This window comes from Pseudoalteromonas sp. APC 3694, from assembly GCF_030407565.1.
Taxonomy (GTDB): domain Bacteria; phylum Pseudomonadota; class Gammaproteobacteria; order Enterobacterales; family Alteromonadaceae; genus Pseudoalteromonas; species Pseudoalteromonas tetraodonis.
In genome coordinates this window covers 74,502-89,431 of the sequence record NZ_JASDDE010000005.1, presented here as the reverse complement: position 1 = coordinate 89,431, position 14,930 = coordinate 74,502, and the positions used below count along the sequence as shown (strand labels likewise).

16 protein-coding genes and 2 tRNA genes are annotated in these 14,930 nt (G+C 41.0%); 15 read left to right on the top strand and 3 right to left on the bottom strand.

The features are described 5' to 3' along the window. Nucleotides 1–109: 109 nt before the first annotated feature. From QMA00_RS03390 to QMA00_RS03380, 3 genes are all read left to right on the top strand, one after another. Nucleotides 110–358, top strand: a complete 249-nt coding sequence (locus tag QMA00_RS03390; protein WP_008114111.1) for a hypothetical protein — start codon at nt 110–112, stop codon at nt 356–358. A gap of 548 nt (nt 359–906) precedes the next feature. After that, nucleotides 907–1,083 carry a terminase small subunit gene (locus tag QMA00_RS03385; protein WP_083703498.1) on the top strand — a complete coding sequence of 59 codons (177 nt, stop codon included), beginning with the start codon at nt 907–909 and terminating at the stop codon, nt 1,081–1,083. Between the two features lie 7 nt (nt 1,084–1,090). Beyond that, nucleotides 1,091–1,255 carry a hypothetical protein gene (locus QMA00_RS03380; protein WP_175610031.1) on the top strand — a complete coding sequence of 55 codons (165 nt, stop codon included), beginning with the start codon at nt 1,091–1,093 and terminating at the stop codon, nt 1,253–1,255. Between the two features lie 248 nt (nt 1,256–1,503). Here QMA00_RS03380 and QMA00_RS03375 read toward each other — a convergent pair whose 3' ends face one another. From QMA00_RS03375 to QMA00_RS03365, 3 genes are all read right to left on the bottom strand, one after another. Next, nucleotides 1,504–2,235 (bottom strand): hypothetical protein, encoded by a 732-nt coding sequence (locus tag QMA00_RS03375; protein ID WP_175610032.1) that lies wholly within the window; start codon nt 2,233–2,235, stop codon nt 1,504–1,506. A 273-nt stretch (nt 2,236–2,508) separates the two neighbouring features. Continuing rightward, a tRNA-Pro gene (locus tag QMA00_RS03370) sits at nt 2,509–2,585 on the bottom strand. Between the two features lie 116 nt (nt 2,586–2,701). Further along, nucleotides 2,702–3,325: an arylesterase gene (locus tag QMA00_RS03365; RefSeq protein WP_036983058.1), complete on the bottom strand. Its 624-nt coding sequence runs from the start codon at nt 3,323–3,325 to the stop codon at nt 2,702–2,704. On the opposite strand from QMA00_RS03365, the gene QMA00_RS03360 reads away from it, so the two are divergent. The 12 genes from QMA00_RS03360 (at nt 3,326) to QMA00_RS03305 (ending at nt 14,683) form a co-directional block, all read left to right on the top strand. Beyond that, nucleotides 3,326–4,039 carry an ABC transporter ATP-binding protein gene (locus QMA00_RS03360; protein ID WP_076920774.1) on the top strand — a complete coding sequence of 238 codons (714 nt, stop codon included), beginning with the start codon at nt 3,326–3,328 and terminating at the stop codon, nt 4,037–4,039. It begins immediately after the preceding gene. After that, nucleotides 4,029–6,530 carry an FtsX-like permease family protein gene (locus QMA00_RS03355; RefSeq protein WP_076920775.1) on the top strand — a complete coding sequence of 834 codons (2,502 nt, stop codon included), beginning with the start codon at nt 4,029–4,031 and terminating at the stop codon, nt 6,528–6,530. The genes QMA00_RS03360 and QMA00_RS03355 overlap by 11 nt, the downstream gene beginning before the upstream one ends. A 132-nt stretch (nt 6,531–6,662) precedes the next feature. After that, a complete protein-coding gene (gene ruvC / locus QMA00_RS03350; RefSeq protein ID WP_076920776.1) occupies nt 6,663–7,187 on the top strand; it encodes a crossover junction endodeoxyribonuclease RuvC in 525 nt (174 codons plus the stop codon). A 2-nt stretch (nt 7,188–7,189) separates the two neighbouring features. Further along, on the top strand, nt 7,190–7,807 hold the full coding sequence (gene ruvA, locus QMA00_RS03345; protein WP_036983054.1) for a Holliday junction branch migration protein RuvA: 618 nt from the start codon (nt 7,190–7,192) through the stop codon (nt 7,805–7,807). Between the two features lie 7 nt (nt 7,808–7,814). Continuing rightward, on the top strand, nt 7,815–8,822 hold the full coding sequence (ruvB, locus tag QMA00_RS03340) for a Holliday junction branch migration DNA helicase RuvB (protein ID WP_013464636.1): 1,008 nt from the start codon (nt 7,815–7,817) through the stop codon (nt 8,820–8,822). An 873-nt stretch (nt 8,823–9,695) separates the two neighbouring features. Beyond that, complete coding sequence (gene tolQ, locus QMA00_RS03335) at nt 9,696–10,400, top strand: protein TolQ (protein WP_036983052.1); 705 nt, start codon at nt 9,696–9,698, stop codon at nt 10,398–10,400. Then, a complete protein-coding gene (tolR, locus tag QMA00_RS03330; protein WP_016899822.1) occupies nt 10,387–10,818 on the top strand; it encodes a protein TolR in 432 nt (143 codons plus the stop codon). The genes tolQ and tolR overlap by 14 nt, the downstream gene beginning before the upstream one ends. A 4-nt stretch (nt 10,819–10,822) precedes the next feature. After that, complete coding sequence (gene tolA / locus QMA00_RS03325; RefSeq protein ID WP_076920777.1) at nt 10,823–11,728, top strand: cell envelope integrity protein TolA; 906 nt, start codon at nt 10,823–10,825, stop codon at nt 11,726–11,728. 8 nt (nt 11,729–11,736) lie between these two features. Beyond that, complete coding sequence (gene tolB, locus QMA00_RS03320) at nt 11,737–13,095, top strand: Tol-Pal system beta propeller repeat protein TolB (RefSeq protein ID WP_013464640.1); 1,359 nt, start codon at nt 11,737–11,739, stop codon at nt 13,093–13,095. A 35-nt stretch (nt 13,096–13,130) separates the two neighbouring features. Beyond that, a complete protein-coding gene (pal, locus tag QMA00_RS03315) occupies nt 13,131–13,670 on the top strand; it encodes a peptidoglycan-associated lipoprotein Pal (RefSeq protein WP_036983049.1) in 540 nt (179 codons plus the stop codon). A gap of 13 nt (nt 13,671–13,683) precedes the next feature. Then, a complete protein-coding gene (gene ybgF / locus QMA00_RS03310) occupies nt 13,684–14,436 on the top strand; it encodes a tol-pal system protein YbgF (RefSeq protein ID WP_036983047.1) in 753 nt (250 codons plus the stop codon). Between the two features lie 171 nt (nt 14,437–14,607). After that, a tRNA-Lys gene (locus QMA00_RS03305) sits at nt 14,608–14,683 on the top strand. Nucleotides 14,684–14,930 lie beyond the last annotated feature (247 nt).

Sequence of the window (14,930 nt, the reverse complement as noted above, 5' to 3'; positions counted from 1 at the left end):
CGTTGTTATTGTTTTGCCATAAGGTGGTTTAAGTTTTTACTGTGTGCTGTAAAATAACTGCATATTTTTTACAGACTCGCCGTGGCGAGCAACATACAGAGTAACCATAATGGAAAATAAACTAACCGCAATCGACACTCTCGCGGAACTTGAAAGCTTTTTACTGCAAGTGGAAAACGGCGGTTTAGGTTTAACTGGCGTAGCAGGCGTCGGCATGGCAACTAATAATGCCGACGGCAGCCGTTTTGTCGCGGTGTTTGATGACAAGCAACAGCTTTTATTAGCCCGTGAAATTACCGAAGAGATTTTTCAAAGCGGCCAAGATATGGTGCGCAACGGCGTAGGGCGTAAACACTAATACCTTACTACTAATTTAAAAAGCGCCAAATGGCGCTTTTTTTGTGGTTTATTTTAAACAGGTGTTAAATATAAAATAAATGGTAATTATTCACCAAGACAAACTATTTTCTAAGGATCTTTTTTAGCTATTGGCTGATCCTGCCAGTGTGCCAAGCTAGAGCGATTACCCTATCGCTCTAGCTTTAATGAATTTAAACAGCATAAATATCACTGAAATAGTTGAGCAAACTAAAATTCAGTTACAAGAAGATAAAACACTCTCGCCAGCGTTGAAGATGTCTATTGAACTCATTCTTGTTGTCGTTGTTATGCTAGCTAACCTAAACTCCGGATAATAAATTCATCTCAAGCAGCCAACAAGCAGCGGCTAAAATCCGTAAGGTGGGTAAAGTCACTTAACCACCTAACCATTTTTAGCGCAAAGCCCCACCAGTAAAGCCCTGTAGGCTGGTTAAGTAGATTTTATTTTACTTAACCATGCCTAACCACTTAACCATACAAATGCTATAATATAACAATATTAATAAAAAAAGCAGTGGCTAAGTTATGACGACAAACACCAACGAATTAACACTTAAACAAAGTGCTTTCATAAAAGCGTACCTTTTAAACGGTGGTAACGCGACACAGGCAGCAATTAAAGCTGGTTATAGTGAAAAGACGGCTCAAGCTATTGGCGCTGAAAACCTTACAAAACCTGGTGGCGTTACAGTCCATCATTGAAACGGCTATGACTGAACACCAAGAAAAGGGAGTGTTAAACGCAACGGCAGCCATTGCCGCTATAAAAGCCCATAACGAAATGCAAGGCGATAACGCACCGCTCGAGACTAACACCAGTATAAAAGTATCTGCCACACTAGCAGAGCGTTTAACGGCAGGGTCTAAGTGGTAATATTGTTAAAACTTGATATCTGAAATCCTAAATAATCCTAGTAGAGCTTAGCAAAACCCAACACACCAAAAAATAACCGAGGTTAAAAAGCAACAGGTAAAAAGGAAAGGCAGGTGTCGTAAGGTAGGCTACCGACAAGTTAAGAAAGTCTGACACTATGTTTGAATGATAAGAAGTAGAAAAGAGTAGGTTTGGCAAAAGCCCCTAATTTGTATTAACTAAAAGCTCTTTCAATTATATGTATTACCCTATTTGGATAAAATAATTTTTTTATTGTTCATAGACATTTGGCAATTATTAATTTTACTTGCAGCTTTGACTAAAGCATAAAGCCTAGCATCATAATTTGCCTCATTGCTTGCTTGGGTATTATTAAGCTCGTGGGCTTTTAGCTCTCGAGTCTGACGATCTAAGGCAGTATCATTATATCGAGTTGATAGATAACTAATTGAATCATCAATACTTTGAAGTGAAGCAATGTTTGATGCTCTACTCACACCTATAAATTCTTCATTTAAGTCCTCGCAAGAGTAGTCTTTGTAAATCGTGGGGCTGATGTAAATACTACCCTGAGGCTTGCCTACAATAATTACAGCCTCGCTGCTGGGAACGCTTGTTTGTTCATAGTTAGGCATATCTGACTGGCTACATTTTTTTTGAATTAAAGATTGTTGAACGGCATCATACTCACCTTTTAATCTTGAATATTCCGCTTCTTGATCTTGATTCCCTCCAACAAACCAAACTGTATATGGTGTTGCCACAAGTAGTTTATCTCTACTTGCTTTTTCATCAATTCTTCCACCAAGCTCAGACACTATTCTTGTTATCCGATAACTTTCCTCTTGAAGTTGTGTACAGTCGTATGAGCTGTATTGAATAGGCGAAACATACCTTGCTGATATATCTTTTGAAGCGGTTGAGCACCCCGTAAGGGCAGTAAACAGAGTAACCAAAGAAAATTTAGATAGTGTATTCATTGTATGTCCTTATAATTTTTATTTTTTATCAGATGTAGTTATAGCAGTATTAACTATGTGTATCCAGAAAAACTAAGGGAAGTATTTTACCTCTTAGGTATATTTAAGTGTGTTAATTTAAAATTAAGACGTATTAATATATCTACGAGTTAGTTATAAGAGACGGTGAAATGACTAAGTGGCTAGTTATTGGCTAGTTTTAAAATTAATTAAGTCATCAGAAGGAGGGGTTTTAAATTTTAAGGTGTAAGGATTTTATCTAAAAGGTTTAAATGGTCGGTATGGCAGGATTTGAACCTGCGACCCCTGACACCCCATGACAGTGCGCTACCAAGCTGCGCCACATACCGACTTCGATTGCAATAGTACGTGTATTTATAAAAAAATCAATAAGCTTTTGTTTGTTTGGATATTTATTGCGCAAGCGTTTAATATTAAGCGCTTGCGCCAGAAGTTTTACACGGCTTTACTCTTTATTTAACCACTGGTTGATCGTGTTATACATTTCATCTCGTAGTATTGGTTGCGCAGTTTTGTTAGGGTGTAAGTTATCGTTTTGCATTAGCTCGTTTTTTCCTGCTACTTTAAGTACAAAAAACGGCATTAAATAAGAGCCTGTGGCTTTGCTAACACTGGCAAAACTATCGGTGAACATTTTACTGTAACGTGGGCCATAGTTAGGTGGAATATAAATTTCCATAAGTGCGGTTTGTGCATTTGCAGCTTGGCTTTTTTCAATTAAAGCCGTTAAGTTAGTTTGCATTTTTGTGATTGGAAAACCGCGCAGGCCATCATTAGCACCAAGCTCAATGAGCACGTGAGTTGGTTGGTATTGCTCAAGTAGCGCGTCTAATCGGCGCAATGCACCGCCGGTGGTTTCGCCGCTAATACTGGCATTTACTAAGTTGATAGGACGTTGCTCGGTATCGTATTTATCTTGTAACAATTGCACCCAGCCTTGTTCTTGTTTTAAGCCATAGGCTGCGCTTAAACTATCACCAAGTATTAAAATCGTGTTGTTAGCTACCGCGTGTAGTGGGTTAATAACTAAAAATAAAATGAATACACAACGTAGGATAGAATGAGTCATATGTCAGCGCTTTCTCAATTAAATATAATTCAAGTAAATGGTTTATCTAAAGTGGTTTCCACCTTTGAAGGTGAGTTGTCCATCCTCAGCGACATCAGCTTTAATGTCAAGCATGGCGAGTCTGTTGCCGTAGTGGGCACGTCGGGTTCCGGTAAATCCACTTTATTAAGTTTATTAGCAGGGCTTGATACGGCTAGCAGTGGCGAGGTGGTGTTAGATGGCGAGCCGCTGCACGAATTAGATGAAGAAGCACGGGCCGCACTGAGAGCTGCTAAAATCGGATTTGTATTCCAGTCTTTTATGTTGGTACAAAGTTTAACTGCGCTTGAGAACGTGATGTTACCCGCTGAGCTTGCTGGCGAACATGATGCTAAAGAGCAAGCGCTCGCATTACTTGAAAAAGTCGGCTTGAGTCACCGTGTTGATCATTACCCGTCGCAGTTATCTGGTGGTGAGCAACAACGTGTTGCCATTGCTCGGGCATTCGTGGGTTCGCCTAAAATACTGTTTGCCGACGAGCCATCAGCTAACCTAGATAGCAAAAACGGCCACATGATAGAAGCGTTATTATTTGATTTAAATAAACAAAATGGCACTACGCTTATTTTAGTTACCCACGATGAAGCACTGGCGCAAAAGTGTGAACGTATTATTCAAATAGAGGCGGGTGAGCTGGTACACAATTCAACAGAGGAAATGGCAAATGTGGGCTAAATTAGCGCTTAAACTATTTTCTCGTGAGTTTCGCCGTGGTGAACTAACCGTAATAAGCGCAGCCATTGCACTGGCAGTATTAACCGTGCTTACTTTATCTATGGTGACAGAGCGAATTGCACAAAGTATTGCCCAAAAAAGCAGTGCATTTATAGCAGCAGATCGTGTTCTTGCCAGCAATCACGCCATAGATACCGCCTTTATAACCAAAGCAGAACAACAAAACTTACAAACTGCACAAATGGTGTACTTTGACACTATGCTGTTTGCAAACGATCAAATGCAGTTTAGCTCGGTAAAGGCTGCATCAAACAGTTACCCGCTTAAAGGCCAATTGAAAGTTAAGTCGGGTTTGAATGCTCAAACTGAGGTTGCACCCGGTGCGCCAAGCCCTGGTAACGTATGGTTAAGTGAATCTGTTTTTTACAGTTTAAACATAAACGTAGGCGACCAAGTTGAATTAGGTGCCGCGTTATTCAATGTGGAAAAGGTGATTGTAGAAGAACCCGATGCGCCATTTAATGTGTTCTCTAGCAGTCGCAGAGTACTTATTAATATTGATGATGTACCAAAAACTGAAGTAATACAGCCCGGTAGCCGTGTATTTTACCGCCAGTTGTATGCAGGTGATGAAAGCGACATCAATAGTTTTTACGATTGGTTAAAACCGCAACTTAAAGAAAACCAAAACTGGTATGGTGTAAAAGACCGTCAATCGCCCATTTCAAATAGCTTAAACAGAGCTGAAAGCTTTTTGTTATTAGCCGGTTTGCTGGGCATTATATTAGCCGCGGTTGCTATTGCGGTATCGGCCAAGCGTTATTGTGAGCGTCAATACGACCCCGTCGCGATGATGAAAACCTTAGGTGGCAGCCGCGATATGATCCGCAAAATTTACCTTATGCACTTATTAATGGTGTGTACTATGGCGGTAGTCGTTGGCCTTGCTATTGGTTACGGCTTACAAGAAGTTGCAGCTGGTTACCTTGCAAAAAGCATGGGAACCGAACTGCCCATGGCAGGGTTTAAACCGTGGTTAGTCGCCATTAGCACCGGGGTTATTTGTGCGGTTATGTTCTCTATTAAGCCATTGTTAGATTTATTTGATATTCCACCACTTAGAGTGCTTCGCCGTAATTTAGGTGATCGCCTTGCGGTAAGTAAAATCCATTTAGGGCTTAGCGCCTTAACGGTATTTTTATTAATGTGGTTATTTAGTAACAATATTAAAATTACCCTTATTTTATTTGCCTCAACGCTTGCGCTTATTTTAGTGTTGTTTTTAATTTCTAAATTAATATTTGGCGGGGGCCGAAAGCTTGGCTTAAAGCCAGGTAACAGCTGGTCGTTGGCTATTGCGTCTATTCAAAAGCGCGCCAACGTTAATGCGGTGCAGCTAATTAGTTTTTCGCTAGCGATTAAATTACTGTTGTTTTTAATTGTGCTAAAAAACGACATTATTTCGGATTGGCAGTCTCAGTTACCAAGCGATGCACCTAATGCCTTTTTGGTTAATATTACGCAAAATGAGCTGGATCCGGTAAATGAATACTTAGCGCAAAAAGGCATTCAAGTGTCGGAGTTTTACCCAACGATTCGTGGCCGCGTAAATGCAGTAAATGGCGAAGCAGTAGCACGTGAAGTGTCATTGCAAGACAACGAGAAAAAAGACGAAGAAGCCCGCTCAGGTATTGGCCGCGAGCTTAACTTAACTTGGCTTAACGAAGTCCCCTCACAAAATGACATTATCGATGGCCAGTGGTTTGGCGATGGCGCAGTAGCTGAGGCCTCACTTGAAGAGTCGATGATGAAGCGCCTTGATGTGAAAATGGGCGATACCCTCACGTTTTTAATTGGTGCGCAGTCGTTCGACGCTAAAATTACCAGTGTACGTAAAGTTAATTGGGCCACGCTTAAACCTAACTTTTTCATTATTTTAAGCCCTGATGTGTTGAGCAGCTTTCCGGCCACGTATATTTCATCAGTACGTATTGAGCCTGAGCAAAAGCGCGACTTTAGCCAGTTATTACGTACATATCCTACGATTACAGCGATTGATGTAGACAACTTTGTTAAACAAATTCAATCGACTATTGAGCAAGTGTCGTTAGCTATTGGCTTTGTACTGGCTATTGTGGTGTTGTGTGGCGCGTTGGTACTTATATCGCAGGTGCAAGCAAGCTTAGGTGAGCGGATGCAAGAAATTGTGATACTGCGTACTTTGGGCGCTAAAAGCCGATTAATCAAAAATGCCACCTTGTATGAGTTTTTATTACTGGGCGGTTTAGCCGGACTGGTGGCTGCATTTTTCAGCGATATTGCGTTATTGATTGTTCAGCAGCAAATGTTTGATTTAGCGGGTAAGCTGCATCCTAATATTTGGATTATTGGCCCCGTTGCTGGTGGCGTGTTTGTAGCAGGGTTAGGCTATTTTATGATTGCCCGTACGCTTAAACAAAATACCCAAGGCTTAGTACGCGCATTGGCGTAAACTTTTCAGCCAAATAGCGTTTAAATGCCTACTTTTTATGTAGGCATTTTTGTTTTTGCTTGGTACTGGTAATTTATACAGTGCTCTGGCATTATTAGCACTATTAATAAATAACAATAATGAGAGTGCTGTTTGGCCATAATTTTAGGGATTGATCCGGGCTCGCGTTTAACGGGTTACGGTGTGGTTGCGCACCAAGGGGCTAAGTTTACTTACTTAGGCAGTGGCTGTATTAAATTAGCCGATCATGACTTTCCCACCCGACTTAAAATGATTTACCAAGGCATTACACAGCTTATAGAGCAATTTTCGCCTGAAACATTTGCTATAGAAAAAGTATTTATGGCGCATAACCCTGATTCTGCTTTAAAGTTAGGCCAAGCTCGTGGCGCTGCGATTGTCGGTGCCTCTATGGCCGACTTACCGGTTTTTGAATACTCAGCACGGCAAATAAAGCAATCCGTTGTGGGTAACGGTGGGGCAGATAAATCGCAAGTTCAACATATGGTTAAAAACATACTTAAACTGCCAGGTACGCCGCAAGCCGATGCGGCGGATGCGCTTGCAATTGCAATTTGCCATGCCCACTCTGAACAAAATTTAATAAAACTAGCGGGTAGCGCAAGCAAAACCGTTAGAGGACGTCTAAGGAAATAACAATGATAGGTCGCTTAAACGGCGTGTTAGTTGAAAAACAGCCCCCAGAAATACTATTAGAAGTGAGCGGCGTTGGCTACGAAGTACAAATGCCAATGACCTGTTTTTACGATTTGCCTAAAGTAGGCGACAACGCCATTGTGTACACTCACTTTGTAGTACGCGAAGACGCACAGTTATTGTTTGGCTTTAATAATAAAACCGAGCGTGCGTTATTTAGAGAGCTGTTAAAAGCTAATGGCGTAGGGCCTAAATTAGGCTTAGCTATTTTGTCGGGCATGTCGGCGCAGCAGTTTGTAAGTTGCGTAAATAATGAAGATGCTACCGCTTTGGTTAAATTGCCAGGTGTGGGTAAAAAAACCGCAGAGCGCTTAGTGCTCGAAATGAAAGACAGATTAAAAAATTGGGGCAACGATTTATTTACCCCATTTAGCGATAGCGCCGTAATAGAGCCTGCGAGCGATGCAACTATAGCCAATAATGCGGCCGATGATGCGGTTTCGGCGTTAGTGGCGCTCGGTTATAAATTGCCACAAGCGCAAAAAGCAGTAAAATCAATAAGCAAACCCGATATGTCGACTGAGGTTCTAATTAAAGAATCTTTGAAATCAATGCTGTGAGTAAATTATGATCGAAGCTGATCGCTTAATAGATGCTGCTGAAAAAACCAACGAAGATACCATAGACCGTGCTATCAGGCCTAAGTTACTGGCCGATTATCGTGGTCAGCCGCATGTTAAGCAACAAATGGAAATATTTATTGAAGCCGCGCGTAGTCGTAGCGAAGCGTTGGATCATTTATTAATATTCGGTCCGCCAGGCTTAGGTAAAACCACGCTTGCCAATATTGTAGCCAACGAATTAAACGTAAATATTAAAACCACCTCTGGGCCTGTGCTTGAAAAAGCGGGCGATTTAGCCGCATTGCTTACTAACCTTGAAGAAGGTGATGTACTGTTTATTGATGAAATTCACCGTTTGAGCCCGCAAGTAGAAGAAATACTCTACCCGGCAATGGAAGATTACCAGCTCGATATTATGATAGGTGAGGGCCCTGCTGCACGCTCTATTAAGCTTGATTTACCCGCGTTTACACTCATTGGTGCAACTACCCGTGCGGGGTCATTAACTTCTCCACTGCGTGACCGCTTTGGTATTGTACAGCGTTTAGAATTTTATTCTGTTGAAGACTTATCGCACATTGTGGGGCGCTCAGCGCATTATCTTAGTTTAGAAATGTGTGACGATGGCGCCGCCGAAATAGCCAAACGTTCTCGTGGCACGCCACGTATTGCAAATCGATTATTGCGTCGAGTGCGCGATTACACCCAAGTAAAGTCAGACGGTACGGTTAATGCTGAGGTAGCTCAACAAGCCCTCGACATGATTGACGTTGATAAAAGCGGTTTTGATTACATGGATCGTAAATATTTACTCGCCATCATCGAAAAGTTTATGGGTGGCCCTGTTGGCCTTGACAACCTAGCCGCGGCAATAGGCGAAGAGAAAGAAACCATAGAAGATGTGATCGAACCGTTTTTAATTCAACAAGGATTTATTCAGCGCACGCCGCGAGGGCGAATTGTCTCTGATAATGCGTATCACCATTTTGGCTTGTTACCTAAAAAAGATTAAATAACCAGAATAACGAGACTCTTTCTAAAGCCACTGTCATTTTAACGACAGTGGCTTTTTAGTATAAGCAAAGGCTAAATTTAGACGTATTTTACTTTGCCAATAATTCACTGAGCGTTAAGACATATCAGGCTATTGTGCGCCTGCAGTAACGGTATTGAGCCCGAGTGTAACTAATTTTACAAATTGCGGGCAAAAAAAAGCCCGCAAATAATGCGGGCAAACAACAAGTTTAAGGAAGTAATCTAGGGAACTACGTTTTACTTGTTGAGGTCATACCCCAAGAAGTAAAAAAGTAATACGAAATAAATCATATTACGAAGAACTGGATTCAATGAAATAGCTTTCATTTAATGCGCTAGCTCGGTATAGGAGAATAATACCGAAGCGGCAGAATTTGTTCAAACTAGAAAATTTATATTTTCAGATTAAAAAAACTAATAGCAGGGTTTTCTGTTTTTACTTAATGTTGCATGTTAATTAACCATTAATTCTATAAGTTAATGAAATGCTTTGTTTATGTGTATTAACATATAAACGTTCGGTATTAGTTTTACTATTACGTTAAGGTAAGCGTGTAGTGTTTATGAGTGCTTATGCATTAATTTTGAATAAACAGCGTATTTTTGTGACTCTTTAGTGAAATTAAGCGGGCTTATAAATAGTCTTGTTGTTATTTATTTATACAGTAAAACAAGAGTTAAGTAGTAAAATTATTTTTTTAACGTTTTTTGTTGGCTATTCACAGCAATATCGTTGTCAGCAGGAAATACACTAGATACACTAGCTGAACTTTAATGGTGGCTAATGTGTTACAAAGTTACCTTACTCAAATAAATCAATTTGATGTTTTTAATTATTTAGGAGTTTAACGTGGGATCAGGGCTTAATTTTTTAGATCTAATTCTAGAAGCCAGTTTGCTTGTGCAATTAGTAATGCTAGCGTTGGTTGCTATGTCGGTTATGTCGTGGGCTATTATTTTTCAACGTAAAAAAGCCATCTCTGACGCCTTAGCAAATGCCAAAAAATTTGAGCATCGTTTTTGGTCTGGTGTTGACCTAAGTAAGCTATATAACGAAATTTCATCACGCGGTGGTCAATCAACGGGTATTGAAGCGTTATTCACCTCAGGTTTCAAAGAGTTTGCACGCCACAAAAAAAATACCTTTCAAAGTGCAGGCATTGTTATGGAAGGCACGCATCGTTCAATGCGGGTTGCGCTTTCTCGTGAAATAGAAAAACTAGAATCAAGCTTATCGTTTTTAGCAACCGTTGGCTCAATTAGCCCCTACATAGGTTTGTTTGGTACAGTATGGGGTATTATGAATGCCTTTATTGCCTTAGGTGAAGTAAAACAAGCAACCTTACAAATGGTTGCACCAGGTATAGCAGAAGCTTTGATTGCAACAGCAATGGGTTTATTTGCGGCTATTCCTGCCGTTATTGCCTATAACCGATTTGCTAATAAAGTTGAAAAGTTAGAATCTCATTACATTAACTTTATGGAAGAATTTGCCAATATTTTACACCGTCAAGCAGCTACCCAAATAGAGGCTCAAGCGAATGTACCAGCGTAAAAAGCGTCGCCCAGTCGCAGAAATTAATGTAGTACCATACATTGATGTAATGTTGGTGTTGCTTATTATATTTATGGCCACTGCGCCATTAATAACCCATGGCGTAAAAGTAGACCTACCAAAAATGGAAGAGTCAGACTTAGTTGATACCAAAGATACGCCGCCCATTATTGCCTCTATTGATTCGCAAGGTAAGTATTATGTAAGTATAGGTACTGATCCGGAAGAGCCAATGGAAGCATTAGATGTAGCCGCTGTAATTAAACTACAACTAATGAAAAACCCTGATACCCCAGTAATGATTAAAGGCTCAGGTAAAGTGTCGTATCAAGAAGTGTTACTGCTCATGGATTTTTTGAAGAATGCAGGTGTACCATCGGTAGGCTTAATGACCGAATCCTTTGAGGGGACCAAGTAGTCATATGAATACGTCGTTAATCAAATCAGTAATACTGCATTTAGCATTAGGGGGATTTTTGTATGCATCAGCAAACATTCATCCACCTAAACCTAAAGTAATGGAAGTGACGCTTAATGCCGCCATTCCTGAGCCAGAAAATGCGGTGTCTGCTGTGACCGTGGATCAACAGCAGGTTGAGCAAAAAATTGCTGAGTTACGCAAAAAAGAAGAAGATAAAAAGCGCGCTGAAGATAAACGCATTCGTGATTTAGAGCGCCGCGCAGCAGAAGCACGTAAGCAAAGAGAATCTGAAGCAAGACGCATTAAAAAGCTAGAGCAGCAGCGCAAAGCTAAAGAGAAAGAAAGAGCCGAAGCCGAAGCTCAAGCTAAAAAAGCCCGCGAAATAGAACAACGTGAGCGAGCAAAAGCCAAACAAGCGCAAAAGCAAAAGCAAGAGGCTGAAGATGCTGCTAAAGCGGCTGCCGACAAACGCAAAGCCGAAGAAGCCGCGCTTAAAAAAGCCGAAGAAGAGCGTAAAAAACGTGCTGAAGAAGCTGAGCGTAAACGTCAGCAAGCATTGCAAGAACAAATACTGCAAGAGCAACTTGCCAAAGAGCAGGCTGCACGCAATAAAATACGTCAACAGCAAGTAGTGAGTGAAGTTGATAAATACCGTGCATTAATTATGGCGCGTATTCAGCAAAACTTATTAATTGATGAAAAAATGAAAAACCAGCAATGCCGCATTAATCTCCGTCTTGGGTTTAATGGCTTGGTTACGCAGGTTAAGTCGTTAGGTGGTGATAAGTTAGTGTGTGAAGCTGCTTTAAGAGCGGTTCGCATGGCCGACACATTACCGGTATCGAAAGATAAAGACGTATTCGAACAATTAAAGAATATTAATATAACCATCGCGCCAGAGTTTTAAGGGATGACATGTTTAACAAAATTAAAATAGCCTGTTTAGTTTTAATATTAGGGTTTCAGGGTGTTGCACACGCGGCACTTGAAATTGTTATTACTGAAGGTATAGACGGTGCAAGACCGATTGCGATTGTGCCTTTTAAATATCAAGGTATTGGCCCTATTCCAGAGCAGCTTAGCGATGTTATTGCTGCTGATTTAATGCGCAGTGGCAAATTTAAGCCAGTTAGCGTTTCACAAATGCCTCAACAACCACATAAAGACGGCGATATTGATTACGGCGCTTGGGTTAATAAAGGCGTTGAAGCGGTTTTAGTGGGTGAAGTCGAACAGCAAACCAACGGACGTTACTTAGTACGTTATGAGCTTGTTGATGTTATTCGCGGCCAAATTACTGGCGGTGAAACACAAATGATGAGCAACGGTAAGCTTGTTCAAAGCCAAGACCATATTTTAGAAGCACGTCAAAGCGTAATTGGTGAAACTGGATTTCGTCGATACTCGCACCGCATTAGTGATGTTATTTATGAAAAGCTAACTGGCGAAAAAGGCGCGTTTTTAACAAAAATAGCCTATGTTATTGTACGTGATACCGAAGAAAAGCCTTATCAGTTAGTCGTTGCTGATTACGATGGTTTTAATGAACAAGTATTATTGCGTTCAAAAGAGCCATTAATGTCGCCGGTTTGGTCACCTGACGGTACTAAGTTAGCGTATGTAACCTTTGAAAATCGCCAGAGCCAAATTTACATTCAAGACATTTATACGGGTAAACGCGAATTGATCACCAGCTACAAGGGAATTAACGGCGCGCCGCAATTCTCGCCAGATGGTAAAAAGTTACTGCTCGTGCTGTCAAAAGATAAAACTGGTGCAACTGAGGTTTACTTATTAGACTTACTAACACGTAAAGAGACGCGATTAACACGCCATCGTAGTATAGATACCGAACCTTCGTGGTACCCAAATGGTGAAGATATAGTATTTACGTCGGAAAGGGGTGGTAATGCTCAGATTTATAAGTTAAATTTAAAAACTGGCAGAACGCAAAGATTAACCTTTGACGGTGACATGAACCTAGCGGGTTCTATTTCGCCAGACGGAAAAGAATTAGTGATGGTAAACCGTACTAACGGACAGTATCATCTTGCTAAGAAAGAGTTGGCTACAGGTGCGTTTCAAGTTTTAACACGAACTCGCCTTGACGAATCACCGAGCATAGCGCCAAATGGCTCGATGATTATATACAGCACGCTCCACAATAATAAACAGGTACTTGCGCTAGTATCGATGGACGGTCGTTTTAAAGCACGTTTACCTGTGCTTGATGGACAAGTAAAGGCACCTGCTTGGTCGCCATATTTACAGTAATAATTGCTGGTTTACTCAAAATAGGAATCTACTCAATGCAACTTAACAAAATACTTAAAGGCCTGCTAATTGCTGTGCCAGTAATGACACTAGCAGCTTGTAGCTCATCTTCAGATATCGACGAAAATGCAGCTAACCAGTCAAACCAAGCAACTGTTGAGCAAACAACAACGGATACAGTTGAAGTAGCCACAATGACGCCAGAGCAACAAGCAGAAGAGCAACTTCGTCAAAAGTACGAAGCGCTTCGTCAAGAGCAAATTATCTACTTTGACTTTGATAAAGCGACAGTTGAAAGCAAATATGCAGACTTACTTCGTGCACACGCTGAGTTTTTAGTTAAAAATCCTTCTGTTAAAGTATTAATTGAAGGCCACGCAGATGAGCGCGGTACGCCAGAGTACAACATTGCACTTGGTGAGCACCGTGGACAAGCAGTTGAAAAATACCTACAAAGCTTAGGTGTTTCTGCAAGCCAAATGTCAGTAGTTAGCTACGGCGAAGAAAAGCCAATGGTTAAATCTCGCACTGAGTCTGCTTTCGCTAAAAACCGCCGTGCGGTACTAGTTTACTAAGATAAGAGATATTATGAAGCCGAAAATTATTTTGGCAGCCATGATATTGAGCGGGAGCACCCAAGTTTTGGCTGCTCCCGCTCCTGTTTCAGAAGCTGCAAGTTCACAGTCAAGCATTGAAAAGCGTTTAGCAACACTTGAAAGTATGATGCAACAGCGTAATTTTTTACAAGTAGAGTTACAGCAACAGCTCAATTTACTGCAAGATGAAGTTAGTCAAATACGCGGAGTAACAGAAGAGCAAAGCTATAAGCTTGAAAAAGTACTCCAGCGTCAACGCGAGCTTTATCAAGAAATTGAGAACCGTGTTAGCCAAGCGTATGCAAAGCCGACGGCTCCAGCGCCTACAACAGACTACACACAGCCTAGTAACGAGCAGAGCTACAGCAGCGATTTATCTGAAAACGAAGCGTACGAACGTGCTGTTGCGCTTATAATGAAAGATAAACGCTACGACCAAGCTATTCCAGAATTTCAAGCGTTCTTAACAACGTATCCAAATTCAGTGTACACCTCAAACGCACATTATTGGCTGGGACAACTATTAACGATTAAAAATGACGGTGTAAAAGCAGCCGAGCACTTTAAAGTAGTTGTTAACGAATTTCCAAATTCAAATAAACGCCCAGATGCGATGTTAAAGCTTGGTACACTTTTACAAGAGCAAGGTTTGAAGGCAGAAGCACAAAAAATACTGAATGAGCTTATCAATCAGTACCCAAGTACAACTGCTGCTAAATTAGCCACAGAACGCTTATCAAAATAAATGTTGATGCTTGATTAGACTGCTTTTTGTCATAAGCGGTCTAAAATTGCTCAACTAGACATAAAAACTTAAAAAAAGAGACAATTTCGGTTGCACTCATTTTATAAATAAGTATTATAAGCGCCCGCAGCAAACGAATGGTAACCCCACTCGAAATGCGGCAAAAAGAGCGGGTCATTAGCTCAGTTGGTAGAGCAGTGGACTTTTAATCCATTGGTCGATGGTTCAAGTCCATCATGACCCACCATTCTTTATTTAAGTAAAGATTGGTTTAATCGGCGGATTTACGCAGCATGTTAATTCTACACAGAATTTAGAGCGGGTCATTAGCTCAGTTGGGTGAATAAGAACCGAAACGAAGTTTCGCAGTCTTATGAACGCGAGTCAGGACGACGAGCCGGTCCCAAGCTTCAGGATGAATTAATGGCAGTTAGACACAGAGCGGGTCATTAGCTCAGTTGGTAGAGCAGTGGACTTTTAATCCATTGGTCGAT